Below are 17,786 nucleotides of genomic sequence, written 5' to 3' on the forward strand. Positions count from 1 at the left end.
CGAAGTGACCGCAGCCATCGAGTCTCCACTCCCGGCGACCCCGGGTCCCACCTCCTCGGACGCCGGCGACATCACCGCCGCCGCCTCGAGCGGATGGAAGCTCACCCTGCGCGAGTTCACCAAGAACAAGCTCGCGGTGACCGGGGTGGGGATCCTGCTCTTCTTTGTCCTCTTCTCGTTCGTCGGCCCGCTGGTGTACCACTCCGACCAGCTGAACACCAACCTGCTGAGCACCTACCAGGCTCCCGGCGGCGGCTACCCGCTGGGCACCGACAGCAACGGCTTCGACGTGCTCGGCCGGATCATGCTCGGCGGCCAGACCTCGCTGGAGATCGGCTTCATCGCCGCCCTCATCGCGACCGTCATCGGCACCCTCTGGGGCGCGGTGGCGGGTCTGCTCGGCGGCATGGTCGACGCGGTGATGATGCGCGTCGTCGACATCCTGCTGGCCATCCCGTTCCTGCTGGTCGTGCTGATCATCGCGCACCGCTACGGATCCAACACCTGGAACCTCAGCCTGATCCTCGGGGTGTTCTCCTGGCTGGTCCCCGCCCGCCTGATCCGCGGCGAGGTGCTCACCCTGCGGGTGCGCGACTTCGTCTCCGCCGCGCGGGTGATGGGCGGCTCCAAGACGCATCTGATCTTCCGCCACCTCATCCCCAACGCGATGGGCACGGTGATCGTCAACATCACCTTCCAGATCGCCGACGCCATCCTCGCCCTCGCCGCGCTCAGCTACCTCAACTTCGGTGTGCACTACCCCAACACCGACTGGGGCTCGCAGATCTCCGACGCCCAGGACGCCCTCTCCAACGGCTACTGGTGGCTAGTCTTCCCGGTCGGCGCCGCCCTGGTGCTCGTCGTGATGGCGTTCAACCTCATCGGTGACGGCCTTCGTGACGCCGTCGACGTCCGACTGCGCAAGCGCTGACGGCGCCCGCAACCGAGACGACAGCGACGGAATCGAGGAACCACATGTCCCCCTTGCTCGAGGTCAACAACCTCTCCACCCACATCCAGATCAGCAACGGCGTCGTCCAGGCCGTCGACGACGTGTCCTTCCAGTTGGAGGCCGGCGAGACGCTGGGCCTGGTCGGCGAGTCCGGCTGCGGAAAGTCGATGACCGGCCTGTCCCTGATGGGCCTGCTCCCGCCCGGTGGCGCGCTGGTCGGCAACTCCTCCGTCAAGCTCGCCGGGCGCGAGCTGGTCGGCCTGCCCGAGGGCGAGCTGCGCAAGATCCGCGGCAACGAGATCGCCATGGTCTTCCAGGACCCGATGAGCTCGCTGGACCCGACCAAGACCATCGGGTACCAAGTCGCCGAACCGGTGCTGCTGCACCGCGGCTGCACCAAGGCCGAGGCGATGGACCGTGCCGCCGAGGTACTGGGCCTGGTCGGCCTGCCGCACCCCAAGGAGCGGCTGAAGGACTACCCGCACCAGCTCTCCGGCGGCCTGCGCCAGCGCGTGATGATCGCCATGGCCCTGGCCAACGAGCCCAAGGTGCTGATCGCGGACGAGCCCACCACCGCCCTGGACGTGACCATCCAGGCACAGATCCTCACCCTGCTCGCGGACCTCAAGGACCGCCTCGGCATGGCGATGATCCTGATCACCCACGACATGGGTGTGGTGGCCGGCCACGCGGACCGCATCAACGTCATGTACGCGGGCCGCATCGCGGAGACCACCCGGACCGACACCCTGTTCTCCGCCATGCGCCACCCCTACACCCAGGGGCTGCTCGCCTCCATCCCGCGTCTGGCGCAGGACAACACCCAGCGGTTGTACACCGTCCCCGGCCTGCCGCCGGACCTCTCCGACCCGCCGGCCGGCTGCCGTTTCGCCGCCCGCTGCGCGTACGCCACGAGCCAGTGCCGTGACGAGGACCCGGTGCTGACCGGTCCCGAGGGGCACAAGTTCGCCTGCTGGCACCCGGTCAACGGTCCGCTGGACCTGACCGCGTCCACCGTCGCCAAGCCCCGGGACGAGAACGCGCCGGAGAAGGCCGCTCCCCGGCCGCTGCTCGAAGTGACGGACCTGGTCAAGGAGTTCCCGATCGGCGGCGGGCTGTTCGGCCGCGGCCGGCACGTCGTGCACGCCGTCTCGGGGGTGTCGCTCTCCCTCGGCTACGGCGAGACCTTCGGCCTGGTCGGCGAGTCCGGCTGCGGAAAGACCACCCTGGGCCGCATGATCGTCGGCTTGGACAAGCCGGACGTCGGCCGGGTCACCCTGGAGGGGCAGCAGGTCGGTTCGCTGCGCGGGCGCGAACTGCGCCGGCACCGCCGCGACCTGCAGATGATGTTCCAGGACCCGTACGCCTCGCTGGACCCCCGGATGCGTGTGGGCGCGATCCTGCGCGAGCCGCTGCAGGTCCAGGGCATCGGCTCGGCCCGGGAGCAGCTGGACCGGGCCGCGGAGCTCCTCGCCGAGGTCGGCCTGCCCAAGTCGGCGCTGGAGCGCTTCCCGCACGAGTTCTCCGGCGGTCAGCGCCAGCGCATCGGGCTCGCCCGCGCGCTCACCCTGAACCCCAAGGTGATCGTCGCCGACGAGCCGGTCTCCGCCCTGGACGTGTCCATCCGCGCCCAGGTGCTGAACCTGATGAAGCGTCTGCAGGCGTCCCACGAGCTGTCCTACGTGGTGATCTCGCACGATCTCGCCGTGGTCAAGTACCTCGCCGACCGGATCGGCGTGATGTACCTCGGCAAGATGGTCGAGGTCGGCAGCGGCGACGACATCTACCAGCGCGCGGCGCACCCCTACACCGCGGGTCTGCTGGAGGCCATCCCGGTCCCCGAGCCGGAGGCGGAGCGGTCCAAGCGCGGTGGCGGCATCAAGGGCGAGCTGCCCAGCCCGGTGGCTCCGCCGTCGGGCTGCCGCTTCCGCACACGCTGCCCGCTGGCGCAGGAGAGGTGCGCGGAGGAGGAGCCCGCGCTCCGCCTCTTCGGCACCGGCCACGCCGCCGCCTGCCACTTCCCGCTGCAGACCCCGCTCTCGGACGCTCCGGTCACCGTGGTGACCTCGAGCACCGAGACGGCGCCCGAGACGGCGCCCGAGGGCGCGGCCGGCGACGAGCCCGCCGCCGTCTGACCGGGCGACAGAACACCGCCGGGCCGGTCTCCCTCCTCGTGAGGGGGGACACCGGCCCGGCGGCATGAGCGGGTGGTGCGGAGGCGTCAGCTCGCGCCGACGATGTCCACGTCCTCGGCGAAGTGGCAGGCCGAGTCGTGCGCCGCCGGGGTGTCACTGCCCCGGAACACCTCGGGAACCGCCAGCAGCGGCTCTTCCACCGCGCACTTCTGCTGCGCCTTCCAGCAGCGGGTGCGGAAGCGGCAGCCGGACGGCGGGTTGGCCGGGGAGGGGATGTCGCCGGAGAGCAGGATCCGCTCGCGACCCTCGCGCCCGGACGGGTCCGGGACCGGCACCGCGGAGAGCAGCGCCTGGGTGTAGGGGTGCGTGGGGTGCTCGTAGATCTCTTCGTCCGAGCCGATCTCGACCATCTTGCCGAGGTACATCACGCCCACCCGGTCGGAGATGTGCCGGACGATGGAGAGGTCGTGCGCGATGAACATGTAGGAGAGGTTGAACTCGTCCTGCAGCTTCTCCAGCAGGTTGATCACCTGCGCCTGGACCGAGACGTCCAGGGCCGACACCGGCTCGTCGCAGATGATGATCTCGGGCTTGAGCGCGAGGCCGCGGGCGATGCCGATGCGCTGCCGCTGCCCGCCGGAGAACTGGTGCGGGTACCTGTTGATGTACTCCGGGTTGAGCCCCACCACGTCCAGCAGGTCCTGCACCGCCTTGCGGCGGTCGCCCTTGGGCGCCACCTCCGAGTGGATCTCGTACGGTTCGCCGATGATGTCGCCCACCGTCATCCGGGGGTTCAGCGAGGTGTACGGGTCCTGGAAGACCATCTGGATGTTGCGGCGGATGTCCCTGAGCGCCCGGCCCGAGGCCCCGGAGATGTCCTCGCCCTTGTACAGCACCTGCCCGGCCGTGGCCCGCTCCAGGTTCATCAGCACCTTGGCGAGCGTCGACTTGCCGCAGCCGGACTCGCCGACGATGCCCAGGGTCTCGCCCTGGTAGAGGTCGAAGGAGACCCCGTCGACGGCCTTGACCGCGCCCACCACCTTCTTGACCACGATGCCCCGGGTCAGCGGAAAGTGCTTCTTCAGGTCGCGGACCTGCAGGATGGGCTCGCCCCGCTCGACCGGCCGGCTCAGCGCCGCTTCGATCCGGGCCTCCTCGGGCGTGAATGCGGTGTCCTCAGCCATGGAGGGTCTCCTTCCAGAAGTGGCACGCGCTGCCGCGGCCGGGCAGCTCGCGCCCGTCCTCCTCGGTCACCGCGTGCAGCGGCGGGACCTCGACCCGGCAGATCTCCTGGGCCCTCGGGCAGCGCGGGTTGAAGGCGCAGCCTGGCGGGATCCGCAGCAGGTTGGGCGGCAGGCCCTTGATCGCGTAGAGCTCCTGCCCCTTCTGGTCCAGCCGCGGGATGGAGTCCAGCAGGCCGCGGGTGTACGGATGGGCCGGCCGCGCGTAGATGTCGTGCACCGGCGCGGTCTCGATGATCCGTCCTGCGTACATCACCGCGATCTTGTCGGCGACGTCGGCGACCACGCCGAGGTCGTGGGTGATCAGGATGAGGCCCATGTTGTACTCGCGCTGGAGGTCCGCCAGCAGCTCCATCACCTGGGCCTGGACGGTGACGTCCAGAGCCGTGGTGGGCTCGTCGGCGATGATCAGGTCGGGCTCCAGGGCGAGCGCCATCGCGATCATGACGCGCTGGCGCATGCCGCCGGAGAACTGGTGCGGGTACTGGTTGACCCGCTCCCGGGCGCCCGGGATGCCGACCGTCTCCATCAGCTCGATGGCCTTGACCTTGGCGTCCTTCTTGGAGGTGCCCTTGTGCACCCGGTACATCTCGGCGAGCTGGGTGCCCACGGTGTGCACCGGGTTCAGCGAGGACAGGGCGTCCTGGAAGACCATGGCCATCTGCGCGCCACGGACCTTCCGCCGCTCCTCGTTGCCGAGCTTGAGCAGGTCGCGGCCCTTGAAGATGATCTCGCCGCCGGTGACGAACCCGGGCGGGCTGTCCAGGATGCCCATGACGGCCTGCGAGGAGACCGACTTGCCGGATCCCGACTCGCCCAGGATGGCGAGGGTCTCGCCGGCCCGGACGCTGTAGTTGACTCCGTTGACGGCCTTGGCCACGCCGTCCCGGGTACGGAACTCCACATGCAGGTCGCGGACCTGCAGCAGCGGCGCGTCCACGGAGTCGGCGGTCGCCGAGCGGGGCGACCTGTCCGTTGCAGAGGTTGCAGTACTCACGCTTTCCGCCTCTCTCAGCGCAGCTTGGGGTCGAGAGCGTCGCGGACCGCGTCGCCGAGCATGATGAACGCCAGAATGGTGATGCACAGCGCACCGGCCGGGAACAGCAGCATGTGCGGCGCGTTGCGGAAGGTGTCCGCGGCGCCGGAGATGTCGATGCCCCAGGACACGGTCGGCGGCTTCAGACCGACGCCCAGGTAGGAGAGGGTCGCTTCCAGCGAGATGTAGGTGCCCAGTGCAATGGTCGCGACGACGATGATCGGCGCCAGGGCGTTGGGCAGGATGTGCCGCAGCATGAGCCGGCTGTTGCCGGCGCCCAGCGCGCGCGCCGCGGTGACGTAGTCCTGCTGCTTAGCGGTGATCACCGCGCCTCGGGCGATACGCGCGATCTGCGGCCAGCCGAGCACCACGATGAAACCGACCACCACCCAGATCGACTGGCTCGGGATCACGGACAGGAAGACCAGGCCACCGAGCAGGATCGGGATACCGAAGAAGATGTCCGCGATCCGGGAGATGACCGCGTCGAACCAGCCGCCGAAGAACCCGGCCAGACCGCCCATCAGGGTTCCCAGCAGCGCGGCGCCGGCCGTGGCGAAGACGCCTACGGTGATCGAGGCGCGGGCGCCGTAGATCGTCCGGGCGTAGACGTCGCAACCCTGGGTGTCGTAGCCGAACGGGTGGCCCGACGTCGGGCCCAGCTGGGACTTGGACAGGTCGCAGCTCAGCGGGTCGACCGAGGTGAACAGGCTCGGGAAGATGGCCACCAGCACCAGGAAGACGATCAGCACCCCGGAGATCAGGAAGACCGGGTTGCGACGCAGCTCGCGCCAGGCGTCCTGCCACAGGCTGCGCGGGACCTCACGGTCCGTCACGGCGACGGACTCGGCCGACTCGTGCGCCGCGTGGCTGAGGTCTTCCTCGTCGAGCAGCGACTGCGCTCCCATGGCCCCGAGGGTCGGAGTCTCCGCGAAGGCGCTGGAGAGCTCCGTGTTGCTGTCGTCGGGGACGCCGACGGGCTTGTTCGGCTGGTGGTCAGGCATACCGGATCCTCGGGTCCAGGACCGCGTAGAGCAGGTCGACGAACAGGTTGGCGAGCAGGTAGACGACGACCAGAACGGTCACGAAGCCCACCACGGTCGGGGAGTTCTGCCGCACGATGCCCTGGTAGAGCCAGTAGCCGACACCCTGGATGTTGAAGATGCGCTCGGTGACCAGCGCCCCGCCCATCAGGGCGCCGAGGTCGGTGCCGAGGAAGGTGATCACCGGGATCAGCGAGTTGCGCAGCAGGTGGTGGGTGATCACCCGGCGCCGGGGCAGGCCCTTCGCGGTCGCTGTGCGCACATAGTCGGCCTTGCTGTTCTCCGCGACGGTGGTGCGGGTCAGCCGAGCGACGTAGGCCAGCGACACCGACGCCAGCACGAACCCGGGCAGGATCAGGTCGCTGATCGGCGCGCCGTAGCCCACCGTGGCGTTCACGATCCCCCACTTCACGCCGAACAGGTACTGCAGCACGTAGCCGATGACGAAGACCGGGATGGCGATGACCACCAGGGTCAGCACCATCACCCCGGTGTCCGCGGACTTCCCACGGCGCAGACCGCTGAGAACCCCGAGGCCGATGCCCGCCACCACCTCGATGGTGAAGGCGACGGCGGCGAGCTTCAGCGTGGTCGGGTAGGCGGACTTCAGCAGCGCGGTCACCTCCTCTCCGCTGAAGGTCTTGCCGAGGTCCCCGGTGAAGATCCCTTTCATGTACTCGAGGTACTGCCGCCACAGCGGGTCGTTCAGGTGCAGCGACGCGCGGATCTGCGCCGCGACCGCCGGGTCCGGCGCCTTGTCGCCGAACAGCGCGTTCACGGGGTCTCCGAGCGCGTGCACCATGGCGAAGATAATGAACGTGGTCCCGATGAAGACCGGGATCATCTGGAGCAGTCGTCTGATGACGTAGCGCCCCATGGAACCTCCAGGGAGTCGGCGAGGCGGCAGCCGGGAGCCTACGGGCTCCCGGCTGTCGCCGTGCGTCGTCTAGCAGCCAGCGTGCGGGGCGACTACTTGTTGACGGTGATGTTGGTGTAGACCGGGACGCTGAACGGGTCCAGGGTCACGTTACTGACCTTCGAGGACCAGCCGGCGGTGCCGTTCTGGTACCACAGCGGGATCGCCGGCAAGTCGGTGGCCAGCAGCTTCTCGGCGGACTGGAAGTCCCCGATCGCCTTGGTGGTGTCGCCCTGGGCGTTCGCCTGGTCCACCAGGCCGTCGAACTGCGGGTTGCTGTAGTGCGAGTCGTTCGAGGCCGCGTTGGTGTAGTACAGCGGCTGCAGGAAGTCCTGGATCAGCGGGTAGTCCATCTGCCAGCCGGTGCGGAAGGCGCTGGTCTCGGTCTTGTTGGTGACCTGGTTGCGGAAGTCCGCGAAGGTACCGACCGGCTTGCCGACGCAGGCCGTGGTGTTGCCCATGGCGTTGTTGATGCTGTTGCAGACCGCGTCCACCCACTCCTTGTGCGGACCGTCGGCGTTGTAGCTGATGGTCAGCTGGCCGCCGGGGAGGCCGCCGCCCTGGGTGATCAGCTGCTTGGCCTTGGTGGGGTTGTAGGTGCAGGCGTCGCCGCAGATGCCGGACTGGTAGCCGCCGGCCGCCCCGAGCACCGGGGAAGTCCAGTCGGAGGCCGGGGTACGGGAGTTGTTGAAGATCTGCTTGGTGATCGTGGGCCGGTCGATCGCCATGGAGATGCCCTGGCGGACCAGCTTCGCGTTCGCGGTGTTCCAGGCCGCCTGGTACATCGGGAACGAGATCGTCTGGATGATGCCGGCGGGCTGGTTGATGTAGCGGCCGTTCAGGTCGCTGCTGACGGTCTTCAGCGCGCTGTTGGGCAGGCCGTTGTCGACGTCCAGGTTGCCCGACTGCAGGTCGGCGTAGGCGGCGTTGGGGTCGGTGTAGACCTTGAGGTTGATCCCGCCGTTCTGCGCCTTGTTGGTGCCCGCGTAGGTCGGGTTGGGGCGCAGCTGCATCTGCTGGCTCTTGGTCCAGGAGTTGATCACGTAGGGACCGTTGCCGACCGGCTTGGCCAACCACGCGGTCGGGTTGGAGAAGAACGCCTGGGGAAGCGGGTAGAACGCCGAGTAGCCCAGGGTGTCCGGCCAGGTGGAGAACTTGTGGGTGAGCGCGACGGTGAAGGTGGTCGCGTTGACGACCTTCAGGCCGGACATCGTCTTCACCTTCGGCGTGCCGGAGGCCGGGTGCACGTCGGTGTAGCCCTGGATGGAGGTGAAGAAGGGGTCCGTGTTGTTCTGCTTGTTCGGCAGGTAGCTGCCGTAGTTCCAGGCGTCCACGTAGGAGCTGGCGGTCACCGGGGTGCCGTCGCTGAAGGTCCAGCCGGACTTCAGCGTGATGGTGAAGTTCTGCTGGTCCGTGGTCGTGATGGAGCTGGCCATCGCGTTGAACGGCTGGCCCGTCTTCGGGTCGTAGCCCTTGAGGCCGGTGAAGATCATGTTGAGCACCGCGCCGCCGTTCACCTCGTTGGTGTCGGTCGGGATGAGCGGGTTCTGCGGGTCACCCCACCATGCGCTGACCACACCGCTGGTGTTCGAGCCCGAGCTGCCGGAGCTGCTGCTCCCGCTGCTGCTGCAGGCTGTGGCTGCGAGGGCGATGACGATCGCCCCGGCAGCGAACTTGGCTCGCGTGGCTCCACGCATGGACGTGCCTCCTCAGACGTGCAGTGCAGTTCGTTCCGTGCGCCCGGCGCCCACCCCTGGGCGCCCTGCGCTGTGTCGCTCGCGGGCCTGCGCCAAGGGGCGGCGGACCCGGTGACCCGAGCGGCGTCATTCCTACTATCTGTCACTGTCGGCGATGCCTATGACCAAATCACATTTCGTTTTGATCACACGCCCGTGACCCATATCTCGCAACCCGAGCATGACCAGGTTGGTGCAAGAGAGACCCAATCGGACAGGATTCACCGCCTCTGAGCATCCTGTCACCGATATCCGTACCACCCGGCACTGACACACGGCCGGAGCGACACTACGTTCCGTCACTGCCAGGGGGCATGAAAAAGCCGCTGTGCGGCACCCTCGAAGGGGCGCCGCACAGCGGCCTGGAGTCCGGGGTCAGCCCTTGGCGCGACCGCGCTGGCGGCCACGGGTCTGGGCGTCCAGGATCACCTTGCGGATGCGCACGGTCTCCGGGGTGACCTCGATGCACTCGTCCTCGCGGCAGAACTCGAGCGACTGCTCCAGCGACAGCTTGCGCGGCGGCACCAGGTTCTCGGTGGTGTCGGAGGAGGCGGCTCGCATGTTGGTGAGCTTCTTCTCCTTGGTGATGTTGACGTCCATGTCGTCGGCGCGGGAGTTCTCGCCGATGATCATGCCCTCGTACACCTCGGTGGTCGGCTCGACGAAGATCACGCCGCGCTCCTGGAGACCCATCATCGCGAACGGCGTCACGACGCCCGGGCGGTCGGCGACCAGCGAACCGTTGTTGCGCATCCGCAGCTCGCCGAACCACGGCTCGTGGCCCTCGAAGATGCTGTGCGCGATGCCGGTGCCGCGGGTGTCCGTGAGGAACTGGGTGCGGAAGCCGATCAGGCCACGTGCCGGGACGATGAACTCCATCCGGACCCAGCCGGAGCCGTGGTTCGTCATGGTCTCCATACGGCCCTTGCGGACCGCCATGAGCTGCGTGATCGCGCCCAGGTACTCCTCGGGCGAGTCGATCGTCATGCGCTCGACCGGCTCGTGCAGCTTGCCGTTGATCTCCTTGGTGACGACCTGCGGCTTGCCGACGGTCAGCTCGAACATCTCCCGGCGCATGGTCTCCACCAGGATGGCGAGCGCCAGCTCACCACGGCCCTGGACCTCCCAGGCGTCCGGACGCTCGGTCGGCAGCACGCGGAGCGAGACGTTGCCGATCAGCTCCCGGTCCAGGCGGTCCTTCACCATGCGGGCGGTGAGCTTGTGGCCCTTGCCGCCCTTGCCGACGATCGGCGAGGTGTTGGTGCCGATGGTCATCGAGATGGCCGGCTCGTCCACCGTGATCAGCGGCAGCGCGACCGGGTTCTCCAGGTCGGCCAGGGTCTCGCCGATCATGATGTCCGGGATGCCGGCGATCGCGCAGATGTCACCGGGGCCCGCCCACTCGGCCGGCTTGCGGGTGAGCGCCTCGGTCATCAGCAGCTCGGTGATCTTGACCTGCTTGATGGTGCCGTCCCGCTGGATCCACGCGACCTGCTGGCCCTTGCGCAGCTCGCCCTCCTCGACCCGGCAGAGCGCGATGCGGCCGAGGAAGTTGTCGGCGTCCAGGTTGGTGACGTGGGCCTGGAGCGGAGCGCCCTCGGTGTAGGTCGGGGCCGGGACGGCCGACAGGATGGTGGAGAAGAACGGCTCCAGCGAGTCGCTGTCCTGCGGGACGGTGCCGTTCTCCGGCTTCGTCATCGAGGCCACGCCGTCGCGCGCACAGGCGTAGACGATGGGGAACTCGATCTGCTCCTCGGTCGCGTCCAGATCCAGGAACAGGTCGTAGGTCTCGTTGATGACCTCGTCGATCCGGGAGTCCGGGCGGTCCGTCTTGTTGATGCACAGGATGACCGGCAGGTTCGCGGTCAGCGCCTTGCGCAGCACGAAGCGGGTCTGCGGCAGCGGACCCTCGGAGGCGTCGACCAGCAGCACGACCGCATCGACCATGGACAGACCGCGCTCGACCTCGCCACCGAAGTCGGCGTGGCCGGGGGTGTCGATGATGTTGATGGTGATCACGTCGCCGCCACCCTTGGGGTGGTACTTGACGGCCGTGTTCTTGGCGAGAATGGTGATGCCCTTCTCGCGCTCCAGATCGTTCGAGTCCATCATGCGGTCGTCGAGGTGCTGGTGAGCGGCGAAGGCACCCGCCTGCTTCAGCATGGCGTCGACCAGGGTGGTCTTGCCGTGGTCGACGTGAGCGACGATGGCGACGTTGCGGATGTCATTTCGCGTGGGCATACGGGGGTGAATCTCCCGGGTCGTGGGGCGTGGTCGGCGTCTTCTGGGAGTGGGCCGCCTCGGTCCGCCGACTCTCCCGAGTCATCCGCGCCACCTGCCGCCGGTCCACCTGCCGGGCACCACACGCCACGGCTTACCCCCATGGTACGGGGCGGCGTGCACCAGCGCCGCCCGCGCCGGTGCCGCGGGCGGTGCGACCCGGGTCACATCCGGGCCGTTCCGGGCCGGACGGGCCGGTCAGGCGTGGGTGAAACCGAGGTCCTGGAAGCGCGGGGTGGCGAAGCCGAAGGCTCCCGCGTTGCCGACGTCGTCGCGTACCGCGACCAGCTCGGGCTGCTGGAAGAGGGGAAGTGAGGGTGCCTCCTGCCAGATTCGGGTGTCCGCCTCGGAGATGAGCCGGGCCGCGTCCTTGGGGTTGAGCGCGGTGGACGCGTCGGCCAGCAGTCGGTCCACCTCGTCGGTGCCGGTGTCGGCCAGGTTCTGACCGTTGATCAGCGAACCGTCCGGGCCGACCTGTGGCTTGGCGAACAGCGGGCGCTCGTCGGCGACGGGGTAGCGGGAGGCCGGCCAGGAGAACAGGGCGAGATCGAAGTCGCCGGTGCTGACGTGGTCGGCGAAGTAGGAGTCGCCGGGGACCGCGCGGGTGCGGAGAGGCACCCCGACCCGGTCCAGCTGGGCTGTGAGCAGGTCGGCGACCTGGGCGTCCAGGCTGGAGCCCGCGCGGGTGAGCAGGGTCAGGCCGAGCGGTCGACCGTCCTTGGTCCGAACGGTGGTGGCCGAGCCGGCACCGGGGGCCGGCGAGCCGCTGGCGCCGCCCACGGCGCTGCCGCTGGCCCGGGCGGCGTCGGCGGCAGCGCCCGCGGCGCCCGCACCGCCGACTCCGGCTGTGCCGGTCGAGGCCGGCAGTGCCTTCCCGAGCCGCCAGCCGGCGGCGTCCAGGTGCCGGGTGGCGTTGTCGGCGCTCGCGGCCAGGGCGGAACTGTCGTCCTGGTAGCCGTTCTGGTCGGCCATCACCAGGTGGTTGCCGAGCGGCACCGCGGGCAGTCCGAGCGGCTTGAGCACGGCGTCGGCGATCCGCACCCGGTCGACGGCCTGGGCGACCGCGCGGCGCAGGTCGGGGTCGGCGAGCGGGCCGCTGCCGCCGTTGAAGGTGAGCTGGAGGTAGCCGGGCGCGGAGGCACGGTGCAGGGTTACCCCGGGGACGGACCCGGCCTGGGACCGGGCGGCGGAGCCGCCGTCCTCGACCGCCGTACTGAGGTCGGCGATGTCGAGCTGTCCCGCGCGCAGCGCGGCCGTACGGGCTGCGGGGGCGACCGGGGTGAAGGCGATCGCGTCCAGCTTGGCCGGGGTGCCCCACCAGTGCGGGTTGCGGACCACGGTGACCGTGCCGCCGTTGAGGGTCTTGAGGGTGAACGGACCGGAGTCGGCGGCCAGCCGGGTCCGCGAGCCGTCGTTGAACGCCCCGGCGTCGCCCATCGCCGCGGCGGGGTAGAGGGGCGAGAAGAGTCGCTTCCAGGACGCGTAGGGCTTGCTGAAGGTCACCTGGACGTCGAGCGCCGTCGATCCCTGGCGGACGTCGGCGATGCTGTCGTAGCCGTCGGTTCGGGCCGTCCAGTACGCCGAGTCACGACCGCTGAGCGCCTTCCACTGGGCCGAGAAGTCGGCTGCGGACAGCGGCCTGCCGTCGCTCCAGAGCGCTTTGGGATTGAGGTGGTAGACAACGGTCTGCGGCTGCTGCGAGGTCTGCTGGACACCCGTGAGGTAGTCCGCGTCCGGGGTGGCGACGGCATGCTCGTCCAGGGTGAAGAGGGTCGGCAGCACGGCTTCGGTGACCAGGGTGCTGCCCTCGGTCGCGTCGGTCTGGAACACGTTGAAGGTGGTGGGTGCGGCGTCGACGGCCCAGCGCAGGGTTCCGCCCTGGACCAGCCCGGACCGGGCGACGTGGGCCACGTCCGCGGCCGTCGGGGTCGGACCGCCGCCGGAGCAGGCGGCGAGGGTCACCCCGAGGGCGGCGCAGGCGACGAGGCCGAACGTCCCGTAGGGGCGGGAGCGGCGGATCGGCATCCCGGTCTCGCTGTCGAGGGGACTGCAGGGCACAGGTACCTCCGCGCATGCGCATATAGGCACATCTCATGGTTTTCACGGCGTAACGCCCCTCCACTGAAGTGCAAACGCCGAACGGGAACCGTCCGACACGGCTACGGGGATACGAAGGGTCACCCGTTCAGGGCAGCGGTCGCAGTGCGGACAGGGCGCGCACGCACGCGCGCAGATCAGGAAATCCCGCCAATCCTGTTCAAGGTCTTCCCAGAGGCCTGTGATCAGGGCCACACTCGCTTCCGCGCAACTGCCTGACGGCATATCAGAATTGTTGATCAGTACCACGTGCGGAGGTGAGCATCGCCATGCCCTCGGACACCGCCCCGGCCACGGCCGAGCCCCAGGCAGAGACGCCGGCCCAGACTCCGGCCGAGACAACGGCCCAGACATCGGCACCGACATCGGCCGAGCCCCGGCCCGGCCCGCTGGCCGAGGCCAGACGTTGCCTGGACGAGCTCGATCGCGCCCTCCGCGCCACCCAGGCCCGACTGGGCGGCGGCCTCGACGTCCGCCGGGTCCGCACCGACCTGGTCCACCTGCGGGAGAGCCTCGCCCTGTTGTCCGCCTCCGCCGAGGAATCCCGAGCCGGTCAGGCCCCCGCCTCGGCCCCTGCCCCGCAGGCGATGGTCGAGGTTCCCGACACCCCGTACGACCCGGCGATGTGGCGTGACGCGGACGACGAAGGCATCGGCTGCCGTCACAGCTAGCCGCCAGCAGTTACCAGCCATCAGCAGAAGGAAGCAGCGAGCGTGACCACCGAGATCCGGCCCCCGGAGATCCCCGCAGCACCGTCCGCCGGGGGGATCCACTCCCCCGGGCGTGCCACCATTCCCGGCCGCCACCTCCGCACCGACCGCTGGTGGGTGCCGCAACTCGCCACGGCACTGGGCCTGCTGGCCTTCATCGCCTACTCGACCTGGCGTGCCTTCTGGGGCCTGCACACCTCCTACGCCGCCCCGTACGTCTCGCCGTTCTACTCGCCCTGCCTGGCCGCCAACTGCCCGACCATGCGCGGCGGGGCCGACTGGGCGCTGTTCGGCAGCTGGTGGCAGCTCTCGCCGGCGCTGATCGTGCTGATCTTCCCGCTCGGTTTCCGGATGACCTGCTACTACTACCGCAAGGCCTACTACCGGGCGTTCTGGTCCTCGCCCCCGGCCTGCGCCGTCGCCGAACCGCACGCGAAGTACAGCGGCGAGACCCGCTTCCCGCTGATCCTGCAGAACATCCACCGGTACTTCTTCTACTTCGCCATCGTCGTGGCGGGCATCCTCAGCTACGACGCGGTGCTGGGCTTCCGCAACCCCGCCGGGCAGTGGGGCCACGCCGGGCTCGGCACCCTGGTGCTCCTCGTCAACATCGTCCTGATCTGGGCGTACACCATCTCCTGTCACTCCTGCAGGCACATCGTCGGCGGCCGGCTGAGGCACTTCTCCAAGCACCCCGTCCGCTACCGCATGTGGAACTTCGTGGGGAAGCTGAACGCCCGTCACATGCAGCTCGCCTGGGCGTCGTTGATCAGCGTCGGCGTCGCCGACCTGTACGTCTACCTGCTTGCCAGCGGTGCCTTCACCGACCCCAGCTTCTTCTAGTTAGGACAGTTGCATGACCGAGGTGGAGCGCCACTCGTACGACGTGGTCGTTGTCGGCGCCGGAGGCGCCGGGCTGCGGGCCGCGATCGAGGCCCGCGAGCAGGGAATGCGCACGGCGATCATCTGCAAGTCGCTGTTCGGCAAGGCCCACACCGTGATGGCCGAGGGCGGCATCGCCGCCAGCATGGGCAACGTCAACTCCGACGACAACTGGCAGACGCACTTCCGCGACACCATGCGCGGCGGCAAGTTCCTCAACCACTGGCGGATGGCCGAACTGCACGCCCAGGAGGCCCCCGACCGGGTCTGGGAGCTGGAGACCTGGGGCGCGCTGTTCGACCGCACCAAGGACGGCCGGATCTCGCAGCGCAACTTCGGCGGGCACGAGTACCCGCGTCTCGCCCACGTAGGCGACCGCACCGGCCTGGAGCTGATCCGCACCCTGCAGCAGAAGGTGGTCAGCCTCCAGCAGGAGGACTTCAAGGAGTACGACGACTACGAGGCCCGGATCAGGGTCTTCCAGGAGTACACCGTCACCAGGGTGCTCAAGGCCGGCGAGCGGGTCAGCGGGGTCTTCGGCTACCAGCGCGAGTCGGGCCGCTTCTTCACCATCGAGGCCCCGGCCGTGATCCTGGCCACCGGCGGCATCGGCAAGTCCTTCAAGGTCACGTCCAACTCCTGGGAGTACACCGGCGACGGCCACGCCCTCGCCCTGCTCGCCGGGGCGAACCTGCTCAACATGGAGTTCGTGCAGTTCCACCCGACCGGCATGGTCTGGCCGCCCTCGGTGAAGGGCATCCTGGTCACCGAGTCCGTCCGGGGCGACGGCGGGGTGCTGCGCAACAGCGAGGGCAAGCGCTTCATGTTCGACTACATCCCGGACGTGTTCCGGGAGAAGTACGCCGAGACCGAGGCCGAGGGCGACCGCTGGTACGCCGACCAGGCCAACAACCGCCGCCCGCCCGAGCTGCTGCCCCGCGACGAGGTGGCCCGCGCCATCAACTCCGAGGTCAAGGCCGGACGCGGCACCCCGCACGGCGGGGTCTACCTGGACGTGTCCACGCGCCTGCCCGCCGAGGAGATCCGCCGCCGACTGCCCTCCATGCACCACCAGTTCAAGGAGCTGGCGGACGTCGACATCACCGCCGAGCCGATGGAGGTCGGTCCGACCTGCCACTACGTGATGGGCGGGGTCGAGGTCGACCCGGACACCGCCGCCGCCTCCGTCCCCGGCCTCTACGCGGCCGGCGAGGTGGCCGGCGGCATGCACGGCTCCAACCGCCTCGGCGGCAACTCCCTCTCCGACCTGCTGGTCTTTGGCCGCCGTGCCGGCCTGCACGCGTCCCTCTACGCCGCCGCGCTGGCGGAGCGACCGCAGCTGGACCAGGAGCAGATCACCGCCGCCGCGGCGGAGGCGCTGACGCCGTTCGAGGGCGGCGCGGCCGGAGGATCCGAGGAGGGATCCGAGCCGGGACCGGTGGAGAACCCGTACACCCTGCACCAGGAGCTCCAGCAGACCATGAACGACCTCGTCGGCATCATCCGCCGCGAGGGCGAGATGGCCGAGGCGCTGCACCGCCTGGCGGCGCTGCGCGAGCGGGCCGAACGGGCCGTGGTCGAGGGCCACCGGCAGTTCAACCCCGGCTGGCACCTGGCCCTGGACCTGCGGAACATGCTGCTGGTCTCGGAGTGCGTCGCCCGCGCCGCACTGGAGCGGACCGAGAGCCGGGGCGGCCACACCCGCGAGGACCACCCCGAGATGGACAGCGCCTGGCGGCGCGTCAACCTGATCTGCTCGCTGGCCGACAAGCCCTCCGCCGAGGCCCAGATCAGCCTCCAGCACAAGGACAATCCGCCGATCCGCCCCGACCTGCTCGCCCTGTTCGGGACGGACGAGCTGAAGAAGTACCTCACCGAGGCCGAGCTCACCGCTCCGGACTCGGACGTCCCCAACCAGCGCGACCTCTCCACCGATGCCCCGACGGGAGCCGACCAGTGAGCTATCAGGCCAACTTCCGCGTGTGGCGCGGCGATTCCTCGGGCGGCACGCTGGAGCCGTACCAGGTCGAGGTCAACGAGGGCGAGGTGGTCCTCGACATCGTGCACCGCCTGCAGGCCACCCAGGCTCCGGACCTGGCCGTCCGCTGGAACTGCAAGGCCGGCAAGTGCGGCTCCTGCAGCGCCGAGATCAACGGCCGGCCGCGGCTGATGTGCATGACCCGGATGTCCACCCTCCCGGCGGACGAGCCGGTCACCATCACCCCCATGCGCACCTTCCCGGTGCTGCGCGACCTGGTCACCGACGTGTCGTTCAACTACACCAAGGCCCGCGAGGTCCCCTCCTTCATCCCGCCGCAGGGCCTCAAGCCCGGCGAGTACCGGATGCAGCAGGAGGACGTGAACCGCTCGCAGGAGTTCCGGAAGTGCATCGAGTGCTTCCTCTGCCAGAACACCTGCCATGTGGTCCGCGACCACGAGGAGAACAAGTCCGCCTTCTCCGGCCCGCGCTTCCTGATGCGCGTGGCCGAGTTGGACATGCACCCCCTGGATGCGGCGGAGGACAGCGGCCTGGACCGCAAGCGCACCGCGCAGGAGGAACACGGCCTCGGCATGTGCAACATCACCAAGTGCTGCACCGAGGTCTGCCCCGAGCACATCAAGATCACGGACAATGCCCTGATTCCGCTCAAGGAGCGGGCGGTGGACCGCAAGTACGACCCGCTGGTCTGGCTCGGATCGAAGATCGGGCGCAGGAAGTAGCGGGGGACGCTGTGCCCCGATGATGGGAGGGCGGTGT

13 protein-coding genes are annotated in these 17,786 nt (G+C 69.2%); 6 read left to right on the plus strand and 7 right to left on the minus strand.

Annotated elements, in window-relative coordinates; all coding sequences use genetic code 11:
* The first annotated feature begins 4 nt into the window (after positions 1-4).
* Both ABIA33_RS06480 and ABIA33_RS06485 read left to right on the plus strand, forming a co-directional pair.
* Positions 5-931, plus strand: coding sequence for an ABC transporter permease (locus ABIA33_RS06480; RefSeq protein WP_370078040.1), 927 nt, complete (start codon positions 5-7; stop codon positions 929-931).
* Complete coding sequence (locus tag ABIA33_RS06485; protein ID WP_370078399.1) at positions 928-3,087, plus strand: dipeptide ABC transporter ATP-binding protein; 2,160 nt, start codon at positions 928-930, stop codon at positions 3,085-3,087. The genes ABIA33_RS06480 and ABIA33_RS06485 overlap by 4 nt, the downstream gene beginning before the upstream one ends.
* A gap of 86 nt (positions 3,088-3,173) precedes the next feature.
* Here the strand turns inward: ABIA33_RS06485 and ABIA33_RS06490 are convergent, their stop codons facing one another.
* The 7 genes from ABIA33_RS06490 to ABIA33_RS06520 all read right to left on the minus strand — a co-directional run bounded on the left by ABIA33_RS06490 (position 3,174) and on the right by ABIA33_RS06520 (position 13,397).
* Positions 3,174-4,271, minus strand: a complete 1,098-nt coding sequence (locus tag ABIA33_RS06490; protein WP_370078042.1) for an ABC transporter ATP-binding protein — start codon at positions 4,269-4,271, stop codon at positions 3,174-3,176.
* Positions 4,264-5,268: an ABC transporter ATP-binding protein gene (locus ABIA33_RS06495; protein WP_370078401.1), complete on the minus strand. Its 1,005-nt coding sequence runs from the start codon at positions 5,266-5,268 to the stop codon at positions 4,264-4,266. The genes ABIA33_RS06490 and ABIA33_RS06495 overlap by 8 nt, the downstream gene beginning before the upstream one ends.
* Before the next feature lie 71 nt (positions 5,269-5,339).
* Entirely contained in the window at positions 5,340-6,368 is a 1,029-nt protein-coding gene (locus ABIA33_RS06500) for an ABC transporter permease (RefSeq protein WP_370078044.1), read from the minus strand.
* Positions 6,361-7,284, minus strand: a complete 924-nt coding sequence (locus tag ABIA33_RS06505; protein WP_370078046.1) for an ABC transporter permease — start codon at positions 7,282-7,284, stop codon at positions 6,361-6,363. The genes ABIA33_RS06500 and ABIA33_RS06505 overlap by 8 nt, the downstream gene beginning before the upstream one ends.
* Positions 7,285-7,376: 92 nt before the next feature.
* On the minus strand, positions 7,377-9,020 hold the full coding sequence (locus ABIA33_RS06510) for an ABC transporter substrate-binding protein (protein ID WP_370078048.1): 1,644 nt from the start codon (positions 9,018-9,020) through the stop codon (positions 7,377-7,379).
* A 414-nt stretch (positions 9,021-9,434) separates the two neighbouring features.
* Positions 9,435-11,300 carry a translational GTPase TypA gene (gene typA / locus ABIA33_RS06515; RefSeq protein WP_370078050.1) on the minus strand — a complete coding sequence of 622 codons (1,866 nt, stop codon included), beginning with the start codon at positions 11,298-11,300 and terminating at the stop codon, positions 9,435-9,437.
* 237 nt (positions 11,301-11,537) lie between these two features.
* Positions 11,538-13,397, minus strand: coding sequence for an ABC transporter family substrate-binding protein (locus ABIA33_RS06520; protein ID WP_370078052.1), 1,860 nt, complete (start codon positions 13,395-13,397; stop codon positions 11,538-11,540).
* Positions 13,398-13,693: 296 nt separating this feature from the next.
* Between ABIA33_RS06520 and ABIA33_RS06525 the strand changes: the two genes are divergently transcribed.
* The 4 genes from ABIA33_RS06525 to ABIA33_RS06540 are packed head-to-tail and all read left to right on the plus strand — an operon-like array spanning position 13,694 to position 17,749.
* A complete protein-coding gene (locus tag ABIA33_RS06525) occupies positions 13,694-14,107 on the plus strand; it encodes a hypothetical protein (RefSeq protein WP_370078054.1) in 414 nt (137 codons plus the stop codon).
* Positions 14,108-14,149: 42 nt separating this feature from the next.
* Positions 14,150-14,989: a hypothetical protein gene (locus ABIA33_RS06530; RefSeq protein ID WP_370078056.1), complete on the plus strand. Its 840-nt coding sequence runs from the start codon at positions 14,150-14,152 to the stop codon at positions 14,987-14,989.
* A gap of 13 nt (positions 14,990-15,002) precedes the next feature.
* Complete coding sequence (locus tag ABIA33_RS06535; protein WP_370078058.1) at positions 15,003-16,988, plus strand: fumarate reductase/succinate dehydrogenase flavoprotein subunit; 1,986 nt, start codon at positions 15,003-15,005, stop codon at positions 16,986-16,988.
* Complete coding sequence (locus tag ABIA33_RS06540; protein ID WP_370078060.1) at positions 16,985-17,749, plus strand: succinate dehydrogenase/fumarate reductase iron-sulfur subunit; 765 nt, start codon at positions 16,985-16,987, stop codon at positions 17,747-17,749. Before ABIA33_RS06535 ends, ABIA33_RS06540 begins: the two co-directional genes overlap by 4 nt.
* Positions 17,750-17,786: the final 37 nt, after the last annotated feature.

The organism is Streptacidiphilus sp. MAP12-16 (assembly GCF_041262165.1).
Classification (GTDB): domain Bacteria; phylum Actinomycetota; class Actinomycetes; order Streptomycetales; family Streptomycetaceae; genus Streptacidiphilus.

Coding starts and splice junctions, on each gene's coding strand:
- ABIA33_RS06490 (WP_370078042.1), bottom strand. CDS start 4,271: ATGGCTGAGGACACCGCATTCACGCCCGAGGAGGCCCGGATCGAAGCG.
- ABIA33_RS06500 (WP_370078044.1), bottom strand. CDS start 6,368: ATGCCTGACCACCAGCCGAACAAGCCCGTCGGCGTCCCCGACGACAGC.
- ABIA33_RS06505 (WP_370078046.1), bottom strand. CDS start 7,284: ATGGGGCGCTACGTCATCAGACGACTGCTCCAGATGATCCCGGTCTTC.
- ABIA33_RS06510 (WP_370078048.1), bottom strand. CDS start 9,020: ATGCGTGGAGCCACGCGAGCCAAGTTCGCTGCCGGGGCGATCGTCATC.
- typA (WP_370078050.1), bottom strand. CDS start 11,300: ATGCCCACGCGAAATGACATCCGCAACGTCGCCATCGTCGCTCACGTC.
- ABIA33_RS06535 (WP_370078058.1), top strand. CDS start 15,003: ATGACCGAGGTGGAGCGCCACTCGTACGACGTGGTCGTTGTCGGCGCC.